The 15,720-nt window shown below is 71.8% G+C and carries 13 protein-coding genes; 5 read left to right on the top strand and 8 right to left on the bottom strand.

The genetic code is table 11. The annotated features are described in order from the left end of the window. Positions 1–125: 125 nt before the first annotated feature. From pfkB to QNO09_RS33235, 3 genes are all read right to left on the bottom strand, one after another. Positions 126–1,073 (bottom strand): 1-phosphofructokinase, encoded by a 948-nt coding sequence (gene pfkB / locus QNO09_RS33245; RefSeq protein ID WP_283973948.1) that lies wholly within the window; start codon positions 1,071–1,073, stop codon positions 126–128. After that, complete coding sequence (locus QNO09_RS33240) at positions 1,070–1,831, bottom strand: DeoR/GlpR family DNA-binding transcription regulator (protein WP_283973947.1); 762 nt, start codon at positions 1,829–1,831, stop codon at positions 1,070–1,072. Before QNO09_RS33240 ends, pfkB begins: the two co-directional genes overlap by 4 nt. Before the next feature lie 321 nt (positions 1,832–2,152). Further along, positions 2,153–3,661, bottom strand: coding sequence for an MFS transporter (locus QNO09_RS33235; protein ID WP_283973946.1), 1,509 nt, complete (start codon positions 3,659–3,661; stop codon positions 2,153–2,155). A 62-nt stretch (positions 3,662–3,723) separates the two neighbouring features. On the opposite strand from QNO09_RS33235, the gene QNO09_RS33230 reads away from it, so the two are divergent. Then, positions 3,724–4,707 carry a helix-turn-helix transcriptional regulator gene (locus QNO09_RS33230; protein WP_283973945.1) on the top strand — a complete coding sequence of 328 codons (984 nt, stop codon included), beginning with the start codon at positions 3,724–3,726 and terminating at the stop codon, positions 4,705–4,707. Between the two features lie 90 nt (positions 4,708–4,797). Here the strand turns inward: QNO09_RS33230 and QNO09_RS33225 are convergent, their stop codons facing one another. After that, positions 4,798–5,496, bottom strand: coding sequence for a TetR/AcrR family transcriptional regulator (locus QNO09_RS33225; protein ID WP_283973944.1), 699 nt, complete (start codon positions 5,494–5,496; stop codon positions 4,798–4,800). 594 nt (positions 5,497–6,090) lie between these two features. After that, a complete protein-coding gene (locus QNO09_RS33220) occupies positions 6,091–7,089 on the bottom strand; it encodes a sigma-70 family RNA polymerase sigma factor (protein WP_283973943.1) in 999 nt (332 codons plus the stop codon). Positions 7,090–7,283: 194 nt separating this feature from the next. On the opposite strand from QNO09_RS33220, the gene QNO09_RS33215 reads away from it, so the two are divergent. After that, on the top strand, positions 7,284–7,802 hold the full coding sequence (locus QNO09_RS33215; protein ID WP_283973942.1) for a GNAT family N-acetyltransferase: 519 nt from the start codon (positions 7,284–7,286) through the stop codon (positions 7,800–7,802). A gap of 41 nt (positions 7,803–7,843) precedes the next feature. Here QNO09_RS33215 and QNO09_RS33210 read toward each other — a convergent pair whose 3' ends face one another. Then, positions 7,844–8,629 (bottom strand): dioxygenase family protein, encoded by a 786-nt coding sequence (locus QNO09_RS33210; protein WP_283973941.1) that lies wholly within the window; start codon positions 8,627–8,629, stop codon positions 7,844–7,846. Between the two features lie 87 nt (positions 8,630–8,716). Here QNO09_RS33210 and QNO09_RS33205 point away from each other — a divergent pair, with 87 nt between their 5' ends. Further along, complete coding sequence (locus QNO09_RS33205) at positions 8,717–9,250, top strand: MarR family winged helix-turn-helix transcriptional regulator (protein ID WP_283973940.1); 534 nt, start codon at positions 8,717–8,719, stop codon at positions 9,248–9,250. Between the two features lie 93 nt (positions 9,251–9,343). Here QNO09_RS33205 and QNO09_RS33200 read toward each other — a convergent pair whose 3' ends face one another. Beyond that, positions 9,344–10,885 carry an MFS transporter gene (locus QNO09_RS33200; RefSeq protein WP_283973939.1) on the bottom strand — a complete coding sequence of 514 codons (1,542 nt, stop codon included), beginning with the start codon at positions 10,883–10,885 and terminating at the stop codon, positions 9,344–9,346. Positions 10,886–11,254: 369 nt separating this feature from the next. Then, the gene (locus tag QNO09_RS33195) at positions 11,255–11,899 is read right to left on the bottom strand and encodes a TetR/AcrR family transcriptional regulator (protein ID WP_283973938.1); all 645 of its coding nucleotides are present in this window, start codon (positions 11,897–11,899) and stop codon (positions 11,255–11,257) included. A 373-nt stretch (positions 11,900–12,272) separates the two neighbouring features. On the opposite strand from QNO09_RS33195, the gene QNO09_RS33190 reads away from it, so the two are divergent. Both QNO09_RS33190 and QNO09_RS33185 read left to right on the top strand, forming a co-directional pair. After that, positions 12,273–13,520 carry a M6 family metalloprotease domain-containing protein gene (locus tag QNO09_RS33190; protein WP_283973937.1) on the top strand — a complete coding sequence of 416 codons (1,248 nt, stop codon included), beginning with the start codon at positions 12,273–12,275 and terminating at the stop codon, positions 13,518–13,520. A 183-nt stretch (positions 13,521–13,703) separates the two neighbouring features. After that, positions 13,704–15,632: an IclR family transcriptional regulator domain-containing protein gene (locus QNO09_RS33185; RefSeq protein ID WP_283973936.1), complete on the top strand. Its 1,929-nt coding sequence runs from the start codon at positions 13,704–13,706 to the stop codon at positions 15,630–15,632. The last annotated feature ends 88 nt before the right edge of the window (positions 15,633–15,720 follow it).

Genomic DNA, 15,720 nt, shown 5'->3' with positions numbered 1-15,720 from the left:
TATCGCCCGGTGGGAGGGGTGGGCGGGGAGGGGGACGGGGGTGCGGTGGGGGGTGGCGGAGAGGGAGGCGGGGGGTAAGGGAGAGGCCCGCCGCTCGCGCGTAGGTCCATGCTGCTCGCCGTACGTCATGTGACCGGCTCCTTCAGCACTCGGTCCGTCGGGACCTCGCCCGTGACCGTCACCGCCGCCGGGTCGAGGTCGCGCGGGGTCGGCATCACGCTGCCGGGCAGCTGGACGGCGGCCGCACCGTGCGCGACCGCGGAGGCGAGGGCTTCGGGGCCGTTGCCGCCGGCGATCAGGAAACCGGCGAGGGAGGAGTCGCCGGCACCCACGTTGCTGCGGACGACGGCGACGCGCGCGCTGCCGAACCAGGCCCCCTCGTCGGAGACGAGCAGCTGCCCGTCGGCGCCGAGACTCGCCAGGACGGCCCGGGCGCCCATCTCGCGCAGTTCCTCCGCGGCCTTCACGGCGTCGCCGACGGTGGCGAGGGGGCGGCCGACGGCTTCGGAGAGCTCCTCGGCGTTCGGCTTGACCACGTCCGGCCGCTCGCGCAGGGCCGCGAGCAGCGCGGGCCCGGAGGTGTCCAGGGCGATCCGGGTCCCGGCGGCGTGCGCGCGGGCGACCAGCTCGGCGTACCAGGAGGGGGCGAGTCCGCGCGGCAGGCTGCCGCAGCAGGCGATCCAGGAGGCCTCGCGGGACTGCTGCCGCACGGTCTCCAGGAGCAGTTCCCGCTCGGCGTCGGACAGTTCGGGACCGGGCGCGTTGATCTTCGTCAGGACGCCGTCGGACTCGGCGAGGGCGATGTTGGACCGGGTCGCCCCGGCGACCGGGACGGGCGCGACCTCGATGCCCTGCTGGTCGAGCAGCTCGGCGACGAGGGCACCGGGGGCGCCGCCCAGGGGCAGGACCGCCACCGTGCGCTGTCCCGCGGCGGCCACGGCGCGCGAGACGTTCACGCCCTTGCCGCCCGGGTCCATCCGCTCGCCGGTGGCGCGGATGACCTCGCCGCGGTCGAGGGACGGCACCTCGTAGGTCCGGTCCAGGGACGGGTTGGGGGTGACGGTGAGGATCATGCGCGCACTACTTCCGTGCCGCCGCGCTCGATCGCGACGGCGTCTTCAGGGCTCAGCCCGCTGTCGGTGATCAGCAGGTCCACATCGCTCAGATCGCCGAAGCGGGCGAAGTGCTCCTGGCCGTGCTTGGAGGAGTCGGCGAGCAGCACCACGCGGCGGGCGGCGGCCACGGCCGCGCGCTTGACCGCGGCCTCGGCGAGGTCGGGGGTGGTCAGACCGTGCTCGGCGGAGAAGCCGTTGGCGGCCACGAACAGCACGTCGGCGCGGATCTCGCCGTACGCCCGCAGCGCCCAGGCGTCCACGGCGGCGCGCGTACGGTGCCGTACGCGCCCCCCGATGAGGTGCAGCTGCATGCCGGGGTGGTCGGCGAGGCGGGCCGCGATGGGGAGGCTGTGCGTGACGACGGTGAGGGAGGCCTCCAGCGGGAGGGCGGCGGCCATCCGGGCCACCGTCGTCCCGGCGTCCAGGATCACCGTGCCCTCGACGGGCAGTTCCGCGAGGGCCGCCTTGGCGATGCTGTCCTTCTCGTCGGCGGCGGTCGTCTCGCGCTCGGCGAGGTCCGGCTCGAAGTCGAGCCGGCCGGCCGGGATGGCCCCGCCGTGCACCCGGCGGACCAGACCCGCGCGGTCGAGGGCCTTCAGATCCCGGCGGATCGTCTCCGCCGTCACCTGGAACTCCTCGGCCAGCGACACGACATCCACTCGGCCGCCGTCACGGGCGAGCCGGAGGATCTCCTGCTGCCGCTCCGGTGCGTACATGTCCGTTCGCCTCCGCCTCATGCCCGAACGTGTGGTTTCAGCGGCACGCTACGCCGAGATGTCCGAGAAGTAAACAGCTTCGGACCCAATCGGGCATGATCGGAAACGCGGACGGACCCGGAGCCGTCGTGCCGGGCCCGATCGAAGACGCGGGCGGGCCGGGAACTGTAATGCCGGGCCGGTCGAAGACGCGGACGGACCGGCGCCGCAGTGCCAGGCCGACCGGAAACACGGACGGACCCGGCACCGTAGTACCCGCCGACCGGAAACACGGGCGGACCCGGCACCGTAGTGCCAGGCCCGCCCACACGACCGCCGCTGTCAGGAGACCAGCACCCGCTCCTTCTCCTCCACCGGCGCCCGCTCCCCCTCCACATGCTGCGCGGGCCGCTTCGGCAGCGCGAACATCAGCAGGAAGATGGCGCCCATCACCGCGGCCACCCAGCCCAGCGCGTTCTGGAAGGCGTCCGCGAAGGCCGGACCGATCTGCTCCGGCCGCAGGTGGTCGGAGATCGTGCCGAAGAACACCACGGACACCAGTCCGAGACCGAGCGCGTTGCCCATCTGCTGCACGGTGTTGATCAGGCCGGACGCCGAACCGGCGTGCTCGCGCGGCACCTCCGAGAGGATCGCGTCGGTCAGCGGAGCGACGATCAGCCCCATGCCCACGCCCATGACGACGAGCGGGAGGGCCATCTGCCAGGGCTCTATGGCGAGGCCGTAGTGCCCCGACTCCCAGATGTAGAGCAGCACCCCGGCCGCCATCACCAGCGCGCCCGCCTGGAGCACCTTGCGCCCGAAGCGCGGGACCAGCATCTGCACCGACATCCCGGCGGCCGCGGACACGGCGATCGAGAACGGTACCCCGGTCAGCCCGGCCTTCAGCGGGCTCCAGCCCAGCCCCATCTGCATGTACAGCGTCCACACCAGGAAGAACACACCGAGCCCGATCCCGAAGACGGTCTGCACGGCGATCCCGGCCGCGAAGCTCTTGACCCGGAACAGCGACAGCTCCACCAGCGGGGAGCCGTCCCGCGCGGTCTTGCGCCTCTCGTACGCCACCAGCGCCGCGAGGACGACGAGCGAGCCGGCCATCGAGACGTACCCCCACACCGGCCAGCCCAGCTCGCGGCCTCGGGTCAGCGGGTAGATCAGCATCAGCAGGCCCAGCGTCACCAGTGCGACGCCCACCAGGTCCAGCTTCAGGGCACGCGGCGCCTTGGACTCGGTGATGAAGCGGCCGCCGAGGATCAGGCCGGCGACACCCACGGGCAGGTTGATCAGGAAGATCGACCGCCACCCCCAGCCGAACAGGTTCCACTCGGTCAGCAGCGCGCCGAGCAACGGACCGGACACGGCTCCGAGACCGACCACCGCGCCGAACAGCCCGAACACCTTGCCCCGCTCGTGCGCCGGGAAGGTCGCGTGCACGATCGACAGCACCTGCGGCACCATCAGCGCCGCCATGCCACCCTGCAGGAGGCGGGAGGCGACCAGCATCTCCGGGTTGACCGCGAGGCCGCACAGCGCGGAGGCGACCGTGAATCCGCCGATGCCGACGAGGAAGATCCGCTTGCGGCCGTGGATGTCGCCGAGCCGTCCGCCGGTGATCAGACCGGCGGCGAAGGCGAGGGCGTAACCGGCGGTGATCCACTGGATCTGGCTGAAGGAGGCGCCCGCCTCCCGCTGGATGGACGGGATGGCGATGTTGACGATCGTCACGTCGACGAGGTCCATGAAAGCCGCGGTCATCACGATCGCGAGGGCGAACCAACGTCGGCGGTCGGTCCCGCCGCCCGCCGTGCCCGGGGAGGTGTCGGTGGAGTTCATGCTTCGACGTTAAACCCCTACTAGGACAGTTCATGACCTAGTGGTGCGGCATCCTCATGCGTATGACGACGGACACCCCGGCTCGGCTGCTGACACTCCTCTCCCTTCTCCAGACGCCCCGCGAATGGCCCGGCGGGGAACTCTCCGAGCGGCTCGGGGTCTCCCGCCGCACGGTCCGGCGGGACATCGACCGGCTGCGCGAGCTGGGCTACCCCGTGCAGGCGACCAAGGGCTCCGACGGCGGCTACCGGCTGGTCGCCGGGAAGGCCATGCCGCCGCTCGTGCTCGACGACGAGGAGGCCGTGGCCATCGCGGTCGGGCTGCGCGCCGGAGCCGGGCACGCCGTGGAGGGCCTCGACGAGGCCTCGGTGCGGGCCCTGGCCAAGCTGGAGCAGGTCCTGCCGGGTCGGCTGCGTCACCGCGTGACCACCCTGCAGGCCGCGACCACCCCACTGACCAGCGGCGACGGGCCGAGCATCGCGCCCGAAACCCTGACCGTCATGGCTTCGACGGTCGCCGGGCACGAGCGGCTGCGGTTCGCCTACCGGGCGGCGGACGGCACCGAGTCGCGGCGTCTGACGGAGCCGTACCGACTGGTGTCGACGGGTCGCCGCTGGTACCTGGTGGCGTACGACATCGACCGCGACGACTGGCGCACGTTCCGCGTCGACCGGGTCAGCGAGCCCTTCGCCACCGGGGCCCGGTTCGTGCCCCGCGAGCTGCCGACGGGGAACGCGGCGGAGTACCTCCGGCAGTCCATGCAACGGCAACAGCGGACCTACGACTTCGAGGTCACGTTCGCCGCACCGGCCGCTTTCGTCGCCGCCCGGGTGCCCGCGTGGCTGGGCACGCCCGAACCGCTGGACGAGCACAGGTGCCGGCTGCGCGGGTCGATCGGCGACGCCGTGCAGTGGGTGGCGTTGCGGCTGGCGATGCTGGAGTGCGACTTCGTGGTACACGAGCCGGAGGAACTGGTGACGGCCGTACGGGAGTTGGGGGCGCGGTTGAGCAGGGCGGCCGGCGGCCGGGACGCGGAGGGGGCGTGAGCCCTCGCGGCCCCGGACACCGGAGGTTCATGCCACTCAGGTCTACGACCCTCGCGGGTCACTCCCGCCGGAGGACTCGGCCCCCGAAGGTCACACCCCCGGGAGGTCACGCCCCCACGGGAAGTCCCGTAGCGCCGCGAGATTCCGCAGGGCGAGTTCCGCCGGGCCGTCCGGGCCATCGACGGGTCCGTCCCCTTCGGCCCAGGCCTCCAGGGCCGTCCGCACGGCGGCACTGGCCACGGCGGCGGCGAAGCGCGCCCGGGGGCCCTCGGCAACGTTGTCGGAACCGTCCGGCCCTGCGGGCGTTCTCGAGGCACCGGCACGTGTCACCACTTCCGTCAGCGCCTCTCCCAGCAGCCGCTCCGACGTCTGGCACACCTCCGCCCACACCCTGCGCAGGGACGGGTTCGCCTCGGCCAGGCGCAGCAGCGTGCGGACCCACTCCCAGGAGGACGCCGAGACGCCGAGGCCCGGGGTGAGGGCGTGGCGGACCCCCTGCTCCAGGGCGCAGAGCACGCCGGTGCCGGCGGGAGCGGCGCGCACCGCCTCGACCCAACGCAAGGCGCCGGCCGCGTAGAGCGGGGCGACGGCCTCCTCCTTGGTCGCGAAGTACCGGTAGAAGGTGCGCGGGGCGATGCCCGCGGCCTGGGCGATGTCCTCCGCGCGGGTGGCGCGCAGGCCGTGCCGTACGAAGAGGCCGGCCGCAGCCCGGGCGATCTCCATACGCGTCTCGGCCTTGCGCCGCTCGGTCAGTGAGGACGGAGGCGGGTTCGGGGTGGTGCTGCTCACGCCCGGCAGGCTATGCCCATGTGACACAATCTGCCATCTGGCGGGCCACCCCGTGGTTCAGGTACGGGGTGCCCCGCCCTCCAGCAGCCCATCCCACACTCCGCCGGACCACCACACCGGGCCACCACACCGGGCCACCACACCGGAGCCCTGCGAGCGGCCAGAGACGGCGGCCAGAGGCAACGGCCGGAGACGGCAGCCGGACAGAATGAAAGCCGGGCTCCGGCATCCGGGGGGAAGGACGCCGAAGCCCGGCCTCGGGAAAGTCCCGGCGCCGGGGGGAGTGCGACGGGACTTGGCTGTCGGGGGCAGGGGGTGTGCCCCGGGCTCGAACTGGTGGGCCCAGAAGTCTTGTTCCCTGAGCCCGCGAGTTGAAGCGGCGTTACAACGCCATGTTTGCGCGGTCTTTCGCCACCCGGCGTACGCGGTGACCCCCGGGCGCACACGGTCCGTCACCCACTGGGCGTGGGAACGGGTCGTACGCCCGGACGTTCACCGTGCTCACCGTGCTCACGGGTCTCGCGCCGACCCGCGAACGGGCGGTCCGCGCCGCGCGGGCGGGGCCGGACGCGCGGGCGGACGCGGACGCGGGGGTCACGCCGCCGCGTCGAACCCGGTGCTGCGGGCCAGCTTCTTCAGCTCCAGCAGCGCGTGCTTCTCGATCTGCCGGATGCGCTCGCGGGTCAGGCCGTGCTCCTTGCCGACCTCGGTCAGCGTGCGCTCCCGGCCGTCCTCGATGCCGTAGCGCATCTTGATGATCGACGCCGTGCGCTGGTCGAGCCGGCCGATCAGGTCGTCGAGCTCCTCACTGCGCAGCAGTGTCAGCACCGACTGCTCGGGCGACACCGCGGAGGTGTCCTCCAGGAGGTCGCCGAACTGGGTCTCGCCCTCGTCGTCCACCGACATGTTCAGCGAGACCGGGTCGCGGGCCCAGTCGAGCACGTCGGTGACGCGCTCCGGCGTCGAGCCGAGCTCGGTCGCGATCTCGGCGGGCTCCGGGTCCCGGCCGTGCTCACGGTTGAACTCGCGCTGCACACGGCGGATTCGGCCGAGCTCCTCCACGAGGTGGACGGGCAGGCGGATCGTGCGGGACTGGTCCGCTATCGACCGCGTGATGGCCTGGCGGATCCACCACGTGGCGTACGTGGAGAACTTGAAGCCCTTGCGGTAGTCGAACTTCTCGACCGCGCGCACCAGGCCGGCGTTGCCCTCCTGGATCAGGTCCAGCAGCGGCAGCCCGCTGCGGGGGTAGCGGCGGGCGACCGCGACGACCAGGCGCAGGTTGGAGCGGATGAAGACGTCCTTGGCACGCTCACTCGCGTCGACCAGGGCCTGCAGCTCCTCGGGCGAGGCCCCGGCCTTGTTCTCCTCCTGGCCGTCGAGGATCTGCTGTGCGAACACACCCGCTTCGATGATCTGCGACAGCTCGACCTCCTTGGCGGCGTCGAGCAGCGGTGTGCGCGCGATCTCGTCGAGGTACATGCCGACCAGGTCGCGGTCGGCGATCTCGCCGCCATGGGCGCGAACACTGCTTGCCGCGTCGGCCGTCTCGCCGGTGGCGGACTGACGACGGGCGACGGCACGGGTTGCCATGCGAGCTCCCTTGCGATGGTGAGGTCAGCGGGTGGTCCTTCGGACGCTGGACTCCGTCTTTCGAGACTCTCCGGACTCTCCTCGGGTGCCCTGCATCCGATGGAAACAACGACTGGAATCAGGACAGAATTCCCAACCCGCCCCCCGATTTTTCTGATCATGCAGTACCCTGTCCGGCCACGCAGGGAGGCGCGATGCCGTCGGAACGTACAGAGGTGCAGGTCAGACCAGGAGTCGAGGACGACCTCGAAGCCCTCACCGTCCTCTACAACCACTATGTACGTGAGACGGCGATCACATTCGATACCGCGATCTTCACTCCGGAGGAGCGCCGCCCTTGGCTGCTCTCCCACCCTGAAGACGGGCCGCACCGCCTGATGGTTGCCAGGGAGCCGGACACACAGCGGATTCTGGGTTACGCCACTTCCAGCCCTTTCCGAACGAAGCCCGCCTATGCCACCTCCGTGGAGACGACCGTGTACGTCGCCCCGGACGCAGGCCGGCGCGGCATCGGCACGCTCCTCTACACGGCCCTCTTCGAGGCGCTGTCCGGCGAGGATCTGCACCGCGCGTACGCGGGCATCGCGCTGCCGAACGAGGCGTCGGCCCGGCTGCACGAGGGCTTCGGCTTCCGGCCCGTCGGCACGTACCGGGAGGTCGGACGCAAGTTCGGCCGCTACTGGGACGTGGCCTGGTACGAGAAGCCGCTGTAGGCGCCTGCCCCACAGCCCCACGCCCCACAGCCCACCCCGCCTCAGCCGAACTGCACCGACCGCTTCGCCAGCCCCATCCAGAACCCGTCGATCACGGACTTCTGAGCGTCCAGCTCGCCGACCGCGTCGGCCGCGCCCATGGTCACGAACAGCGGGGCGAAGTGCTCGGTGCGCGGGTGGGCCAGCCGCCCGGCGGGCGACTTGCGGGTGAAGTCGAGCAGGGCGTCCACGTCACGCGCCTCCAGCGCCCGCCGGCCCCAGTCGTCGAACTCGGCCGACCAGGCGGGGACGCCGCCCTGCCGGAGCGCGGCCAGGTTGTGGGTGAAGAAGCCGGAGCCGACGATGAGCACGCCCTCGTCCCGCAGGGGGGCGAGCTTGCGGCCGATCTCCAGCAGCCGGACCGGGTCGAGCGTCGGCATGGACACCTGAAGGACCGGGATGTCGGCCTCCGGGTACATCTCGACGAGCGGGACGTAGGCGCCGTGGTCGAGGCCGCGGTCGGGGACGTCCTGGACGGGCACGCCGGGGGCGCGCAGCAGCTTGCGTACGGACTCGGCGAGCTCCGGCGCACCGGGGGCGTCGTACGTCACCCGGTAGTAGTGCTCCGGGAAGCCCCAGAAGTCATAGACGAGCGGGACGGTCTCGGTGGCGCCGAGGGCCAGCGGGGCCTCCTCCCAGTGGGCGGAGACGATCAGGATGGCCTTGGGGCGCGGCAGTCCGGCGGACCAGGCGGCCAGTTCACCGGGCCAGACGGGGTCGTCCGCCAGGGGTGGCGCGCCGTGGCTGAGGTACAGAGCGGGCATGCGCTCCTGAGTGGCGGCGGACATGCTGCGGCTCCTTCCACAATGGTTCCCTGACAAACTGTACGGGCCATTTATTTAAAGTTCAAGAAGGGTCCACGTAGAGTGGAAGACATGAAGGCACCCGCATCCGCACCGACACCCGGCTCCGCCGCGGCGCCCCAGGAACCGCGCTGGCTCACCGACGAGGAGCAGCGCGTCTGGCGCTCGTTCATGGAGGGCGTCACCCTCCTCGACGACCATCTCGACCGTCAGCTGCAGCGCGACGCGGGCATGCCGCACGTCTACTACGGCCTTCTGGTCAAGCTCGCCGAGGCACCGCGGCGGCGGCTGCGGATGACCGAGCTCGCGATGCTGGCGAAGATCACCCGGTCCCGTCTCTCGCACGCCATCGCGCGCCTGGAGAAGAACGGCTGGGTGCGCCGCGAGGACTGCCCCGACGACAAACGGGGCCAGTTCGCCGTCCTCACGGACGAGGGCCTCGACGTGCTGCGGCAGACCGCGCCGGGCCACGTGGAGGCCGTGCGTCAGGCGGTCTTCGACCGGCTCACCCCGGAACAGCAGAAGTCCCTCGGCGAGATCATGCGGATCGTCGCCGAGGGACTTCAGCCCGCCGAAGCGGGTGCGGACCTGCCCTGGCTCCGCTGACGCGGGAGCCCGGGCAGGTCCTGGATTCCGTAGGTACGAGGCGTCCCCTTCCTCGTACCTGCGGATGGCCCGAAGGGGGGTGGTGCGCGGCCGTCAGTGGGCGACGACCGGGATCTGCACCTCGTCCGCCGCGTCCGCGTCGGAGCCGGTCACCGTGGTCGTGCCCGGGCGTCCGGCGTTGACGAAGGTCAGGGCGATCACGGCGGCCGCCACGAGGATGCCCACGGCGAACCAGATGGCGCTGGTGTAGCCCTCCACCATGGCCTCCAGCTGGACCAGCTGCTGCTGAGACCGGCTGGTCGCCCCCGCGATGTGGTCGGCGACGTACGCCGTGGTCGCCGAGGCCGCGATCGTGTTCAGCAGGGCCGTGCCGATCGCGCCGCCCACCTGCTGCGAGGTGTTGACCATCGCCGAGGCGACACCGGAGTCCCGCGGCTCGACGCCCTGGGTGGCCAGCGACATGGCCGGCATGAACGCCGTGCCCATGCCGAGACCGAGCAGCAGCATCGCCGGGAGCAGCAGAGCGGCGTACGAGGAGCCGATCTCCAGCTGGGTCAGCAGCAGCATGCCGAGCGCGGCGACCAGGAAGCCGGGGCCCATCAGCAGGCGCGGCGCGACCCGGGTCATCAGGCGGGTGCCGATCTGGGTGGAGCCCGTGATCATGCCCGCGATCATCGGCAGGAAGGCGAAGCCGGTCTTGACCGGCGAGTAGCCCTTCACGATCTGCAGGTAGTAGGTCAGGAAGAGGAACAGGCCGAACATCGCGATGATCGCGAGGCCGAGGGAGAGGTAGATCCCGCCGCGGTTGCGCTCGGTGATCACGCGCAGCGGCAGCAGCGGGGCCTTGACCTTGGACTCGACGAGCACGAAGGACGCCAGCAGCACCGCCGAGGCGACGAACATGCCGACGGTCACGGAGTCGCTCCAGCCGTCCGACTCGGCGCGGGTGAAGCCGTAGACCAGGGCGACCAGGCCGAGGGTGGAGAGGATGACGCCCGGGATGTCGAGCGCGGAGCGGTTGCGGCCGCCCTCCGGCTCACGGATGACGAAGTAGGCACCGGCCGCGGCGACGATGGCGAAGGGGATGTTCACGAAGAACGTCCAGCGCCAGTCCAGGTACTCGGTGAGGAAGCCGCCCAGGATCAGACCGACGGCGCCGCCGCCACCGGCGATCGCACCGTAGATGCCGAACGCCTTGGCGCGCTCCTTGGCGTCGGTGAACATCACCGCGAGCAGGGAGAGCGCCGCGGGCGCGAGCAGCGCGCCGAAGACACCCTGGAGGGCGCGGGCGCCGAACATCATCGCCTCGTTGGTGGCGGCCCCGCCGAGCGCGGAGGCCACGGCGAAACCGCCGAGCCCCACGACGAACGCCCTCTTGCGGCCCCACAGGTCGGCTATCCGGCCGCCGAACAGCAACAGACCGCCGAAGGCGAGGGCGTAGGCCGTGACGACCCACTGCCGGTTGCCGTCGGAGATGCCGAGGTCCTGCTGGGCGGAGGGCAGGGCGATGTTCACGATGGTGGCGTCCAGGACGACCATCAGCTGGGCCAGCGCGATGAAGACGAGCGCTTTCCAGCGGCCGGGGTCCGGTTCTCTGGCCGGTGCGCCGAGAGTCTTCGAGGCTGCTTCAGACATGGGGATACCCACTTCGGGACTTCGTGACGGAAATTCGGGACGTCCTGCTGAAAAGGGTGACGAGAGCCGACGGCTCGTCCACGGGGACGGCCACAGGGACTGTCGTTCGGGTTTCAGACCGGTGGGGCGGCCTGAACTCATCGGGCTGAGACGATCGGACGGAACCGATCGGAGCGAGCCGGTGGAACTAACCGATCGGACTGAGCTGGTGGAACTAACCGATCGGACTGAGCTGGTGCAACTGAACCGACCGGGCCGGGTTGGCCGGACGGAACCGACCGGGCCGGGTTGGCCGGTGGGCGAACCGATCGGACTGAGCTGATCGGACTGAACCGATCGGATCGAGCTGGTCGTTGGACGGATTGATCGTCAGGGCCGGCGCAGGTCCTCCAGGGTCACGGCCGTGCCCGGGAGAGCCGAGCGAGCGGGAGCCCGCAGCCCGTCCAGGAACAGCTGAAGATGGCGGTGGACGAAACGGTCGGCCCGGAAGCAGTCCGTGCCGGCCGGGGGCCGACTGAGCTGGGCCACGGCGATCATGACGTCCCCCACATCCACGTCGGACCGGAGCTGTCCGGCCGACCTGGCGCGGTACATGACCTCCGCGACCTGCCGCTCGACTCGTTCGCGCGCGGCCTCCAGGTCCGGATGATGCTTGTCGAACGTGCTGGAGACCATCGGGCACAGCGCGCTGATCCGCTCGTCGGCGGCGGCATGCACGAAGCGCTCCAGCGCCTCGAACGCGTCGCCGGTCTCGGCGAGCGCGAGCTCGGCCGCGGCGGCCGTACGGTCCATGACGGAGCAGACGACCTCGCGGACGAGTGCGTCGCGGTCCGGGAAGTTGCGGTACACCGTGGCGTTGCCGACGCCGGCCCGGCGGGCGATCTCGTCGAGCGGCACCTCGGGGCCGTGCTCGACGAACATCTCCCGGGCGGCGGTGACGATCCGCTCCCGGTTGCGCAGGGCGTCGGCACGGGGCCGGGACACCTTGCGCGCTTCGGGGCCGGCGATCTGCACGGCGTACTCCTGCTCTGGAAGGGGTGCTGCTCCGATCCGGGGAGCGGGTCCCCGTTTCGGTCGGACACATGGCTAAACGGGGAGTGGATCCCCGGTATTTCCCGCTGACGCAGAAATGTTTTGTGATCTGACTCACAAACCTCACGGGCCGCTACTGGCGGGAACCCCACGATCGGTCTCCTCCAACGGGCGTCCCCCCACCCCGCGACGCAGGGTGAGCGCAAGGGTGCAGCCGGAGACCAGGGGCTGCCGTGGCGCGGGAGGTCCCTTGCAGGTCCCATGCAGGCAGCCGCAGCCTCGGCGCCCCCGGCCGGACCGTACGGGTCCGGCCGGCCGCCGGATACCCAGGCGCCGACTGGCCGCCCTGGCCTGTGTGTCCGCGCTGACCTTCACGGTCAGCACCTCGGCCGGCACGGGTCGTCTCACCCCGGGTGCCAGTACGGCGGGAGCGGGCCCGATCGTCCTGTCCCACACCCCCGCACACGGCCCCTGCATGATCCGCGGCGCCCGTGAGGTCCAGATGTCCGAGGGCATCCCCACCTCCCCCGGCTACACCCGCTCCACCGGCACCGTCCGCGCCCTCACCCTGATGATCGACTTCTCCGACGCCCCGGGCGAGGGCGAGGCCCAGGACCGCTTCCGCGAGTTCTTCCCGCAGACCCGCGAGTGGTTCCGCACCAGCTCCTACGGCCGCCTCGACTACCGCCCCGAGACCCCGATACGGGGCTGGCTGCGGATGCCGAAGTCCTTCCGGGAGTACGGCATAGAGCGCGGGGCCCCGTTCGAGCCCGGCTACCGCGCGCTGGTCCAGGACCTCGTGGCCGCGGCCGACCCGAAGGTGGACTTCCGCGCGTACGACCTTGTGAACGTCCTGGTCACCCCGAACGCCGGCCCCTCCGCCCTGGACACGGTCCTGTCCGTCACCTTCGCCGGCAACCCGGACGCCCCCACAGCCGACGGCATACCCGTGGCCAACGCCTCCTTCGTCTACTCCCGCCAGGACGACGGCTCCGGCTCCTACGACCGCACCGGCTACCGCGTCCTCCCCCACGAGAACGGCCACGTCTTCGGCCTGCCCGACCTGTACACCGCGGAGGGCGGGGGCGCGGTAGGGCACTGGGACATCATGAGCGAGGACTGGGGCGCCAACAACGACTTCCTCGGCTGGCACAAGTGGAAGCTGGGCTGGCTGGACGCCACCCAGGTCCACTGCGCGGCGACCCCCGGCACCACGGAGTACACCCTCACACCCCTGGCCCGGGCCGGCGGCTCCAAGCTGGTCTTCGTCCCCCTGGACAGCAGAACCGGCTACGCCGTCGAACTGCGCACCCGCGCCGGCAACGACGAGGCCGTCTGCCGCCCCGGTGTCCTGATCTACAAGGTCGACGCGCAGGTGGACACGGGCATGGGCCCGGTCACCGTCCACGACTCCCGCCGCGACAGCGGCGGCTGCACACGCGCACCGAACGTCCACGCGGAGCTGTCGGACGCGCCGTTCACACCCGGGGAGACGTTCCGGGACACCGGGAGGGGCATCACGATCGAGGTGGCGGAGGCGGGGACGGGAGCGGCGGGGGCGAACGCGGCGGGGGGTTACCGGGTGCGGGTGACGAGGGGGTAAGCAGTACGGCGACACGCGCAAGGGCGCACGGGCGACGCCCGCAGACTTACGGCGACTCAGGCAGGGGCATATGGGCGACGCCCGCAGGCGCCGGCCCTTCGAACCCCTCCCTGCCTCCGGACAGCGGATTCCGGATTACGGTGGGCCTGCCGCGACCGTCGCGAGCGCCGTACCGGAGAGCCGATGCCAGCGAAGCCCACGTCCGAGACCCCGCAGAGGTCCGCCCCGCCGGCCGCCGAGAAGAGGCCGCCAGTGGAGAAGGCACCGCCGGTGGAGAAGAGGCCGCCGGGAGAGACGCGGCCACGGGTCGAAGGGCCGCCGGTCGAGAAGAGGCCACCGGTCGAGCATGGACCGCCGACCGAGAAAGATCGGTCGACCGAGAACGAACCACCGACAGAGAAGGCCACCGCGCCGGCCACGCGAAAGGGCGCGCCGGCCGCTCGCACGGCGAGCACCGCCCGGCAGAGGGAGATCCCCACCGAGGCGGTCACTCCCCTCATCCGCGGCATCGCGGTGCTGCGGGAACTGACGGAGGCGGACGGCACGCTGAGCCTGAGCGGCCTGGAACGGGCCACCGGCCTCGCCCGCTCCACGGTCGACCGCATCACGGCCACCCTCGCCCGCATGGGCTACATCCGCTTCGACGGCAGGGACGTACACCTGTCCCACCGTCTGATGGAACTGGGCAACGCCTACATGTCGGCCCTGCGCCTGCCCGCGCTCCTCTCCCCGCACGCGGACGCCCTGGCCGACGAACTGGACGAGTCGGTCTCCCTCGCGGTCGCCGACCGCGACGGCATCCGCTTCATCCACCAGGCGACCCGCCGCCGCGCGATGTCCCTCAGCTTCCGCATCGGCGACCTCCTCCCCGCCGAACGCACCGCGCCCGGGCCGCTGTTCGCGACGGAGTGGACGGCCGCGGACTGGCAGCACTGGCGGGACCGTAGGGCGGCGGACCCGAGGGACCTGTCCTTCACGGCCGTACCGCCACGCAGAGACGGGGCGGACACGCGGGACGACGAGGCCTTCGCCGACCGTACGGCCGAGGCGTCGGCCCACGGCTGGTCCGTGGACGACCAGCTGATCGAGCCGGGCCTGGTGGCGATCTCGGCACCCGTCCGCGCTCCCGGCCCGCACCGCCGGATCGTGTGCGTGGCGAGCGTGGTCAGCCACACGAGCCGGCACACCGCGCACCACCTGAGGACGGCCCTCCTGCCGAGGCTGCGGTCAGCGGTCGCGGACATGGAACGCGCACTCCGCCGCACCCCGCCCCCCGAACCCGGCCCGCCCCCCTCGGACCTGGCGCTCTGGACGGGCGCCTCGAAGCAGCAACTGGGCCGCGAGTTCATCGAATCCCTGGCCCGGGGCCTGACGGTCCTCACGGCCTTCGGCGAGGGCAGGCCGGAACCGACCCTCACGGAGGTGGCCCGGGCGACGGGCCTGGCCCGGGCGACGGCCCGCCGGGCTCTGATCACCTACGAGCACCTGGGCATGGTGGCCCCGGCCGGCCGCACCTTCGCCCTCACCCCCCGGGTCCTCTCCCTCGGCTTCCCGCCCCTGTCCCGCACCTCCCTCCCCGAGATCGCCCAGCCCCACCTGGCCGACCTGACGTCCCGCGTCCACGAGTCGACGTCACTGGCGGTGCTGTCGGACTCCGGCGAGGAGATCCAGTACACGGCCCGGGTGGCGACGGCTCGGGTGATGAGCGTGAACATCACCGTGGGCACACGTCTGCCGGCACACGCCACGGCCTTGGGCAGGGTCCTCCTGGCGGACGCGCCCGAAGACGCCCCCCGACCGGAGCCCCTACGGGCTTTCACCCCGCACACGATCACGGAACAGCAGACCCTGGAAATGGTCCTGACCTCGGTCCGCTCGCAGGGCTACGCCCTGGTGGACGAGGAACTGGAAGAGGGCCTCCGCTCGATCGCCGTCCCGATCCGCGACCGGTCGGGCCGGGTGGTGGCGGCCCTGAACGCAGCGATGCACGCGAGCCGCCGCACGCCGCGGGAGTGCGTGACGGGCCTCCTCCCCGAACTGACGGCGACGGCCGCCCGCATCCAGACGGACCTCCACACAGCGGCCCGCTTCACCCACGTCCCCATGTCCTGACCCCAGCCCCGTCCGGGCCGGGGCCGCTTCCCCGGGCGCCCCCACGCCGCCCGGCCGGTCCGGATCCCTGACCTGACCCCACACCCGC

The sequence above is a fragment of the Streptomyces sp. 378 genome (assembly GCF_030124145.1).
Classification (GTDB): Bacteria; Actinomycetota; Actinomycetes; order Streptomycetales; family Streptomycetaceae; genus Streptomyces.
The sequence above is the reverse complement of the archived record's forward strand: the minus strand, read 5'-3'. Positions and strand labels throughout refer to the sequence as shown.

Bases quoted from the DNA above. Each gene is read 5' to 3' on its own strand.
- QNO09_RS33185 (WP_283973936.1), top strand. From the start codon at position 13,704: ATGCCAGCGAAGCCCACGTCCGAGACCCCGCAGAGGTCCGCCCCGCCG.
- QNO09_RS33210 (WP_283973941.1), bottom strand. From the start codon at position 8,629: ATGTCCGCCGCCACTCAGGAGCGCATGCCCGCTCTGTACCTCAGCCAC.
- pfkB (WP_283973948.1), bottom strand. From the start codon at position 1,073: ATGATCCTCACCGTCACCCCCAACCCGTCCCTGGACCGGACCTACGAG.
- QNO09_RS33205 (WP_283973940.1), top strand. From the start codon at position 8,717: ATGAAGGCACCCGCATCCGCACCGACACCCGGCTCCGCCGCGGCGCCC.
- QNO09_RS33220 (WP_283973943.1), bottom strand. From the start codon at position 7,089: ATGGCAACCCGTGCCGTCGCCCGTCGTCAGTCCGCCACCGGCGAGACG.
- QNO09_RS33235 (WP_283973946.1), bottom strand. From the start codon at position 3,661: ATGAACTCCACCGACACCTCCCCGGGCACGGCGGGCGGCGGGACCGAC.
- QNO09_RS33240 (WP_283973947.1), bottom strand. From the start codon at position 1,831: ATGTACGCACCGGAGCGGCAGCAGGAGATCCTCCGGCTCGCCCGTGAC.
- QNO09_RS33230 (WP_283973945.1), top strand. From the start codon at position 3,724: ATGACGACGGACACCCCGGCTCGGCTGCTGACACTCCTCTCCCTTCTC.
- QNO09_RS33215 (WP_283973942.1), top strand. From the start codon at position 7,284: ATGCCGTCGGAACGTACAGAGGTGCAGGTCAGACCAGGAGTCGAGGAC.
- QNO09_RS33200 (WP_283973939.1), bottom strand. From the start codon at position 10,885: ATGTCTGAAGCAGCCTCGAAGACTCTCGGCGCACCGGCCAGAGAACCG.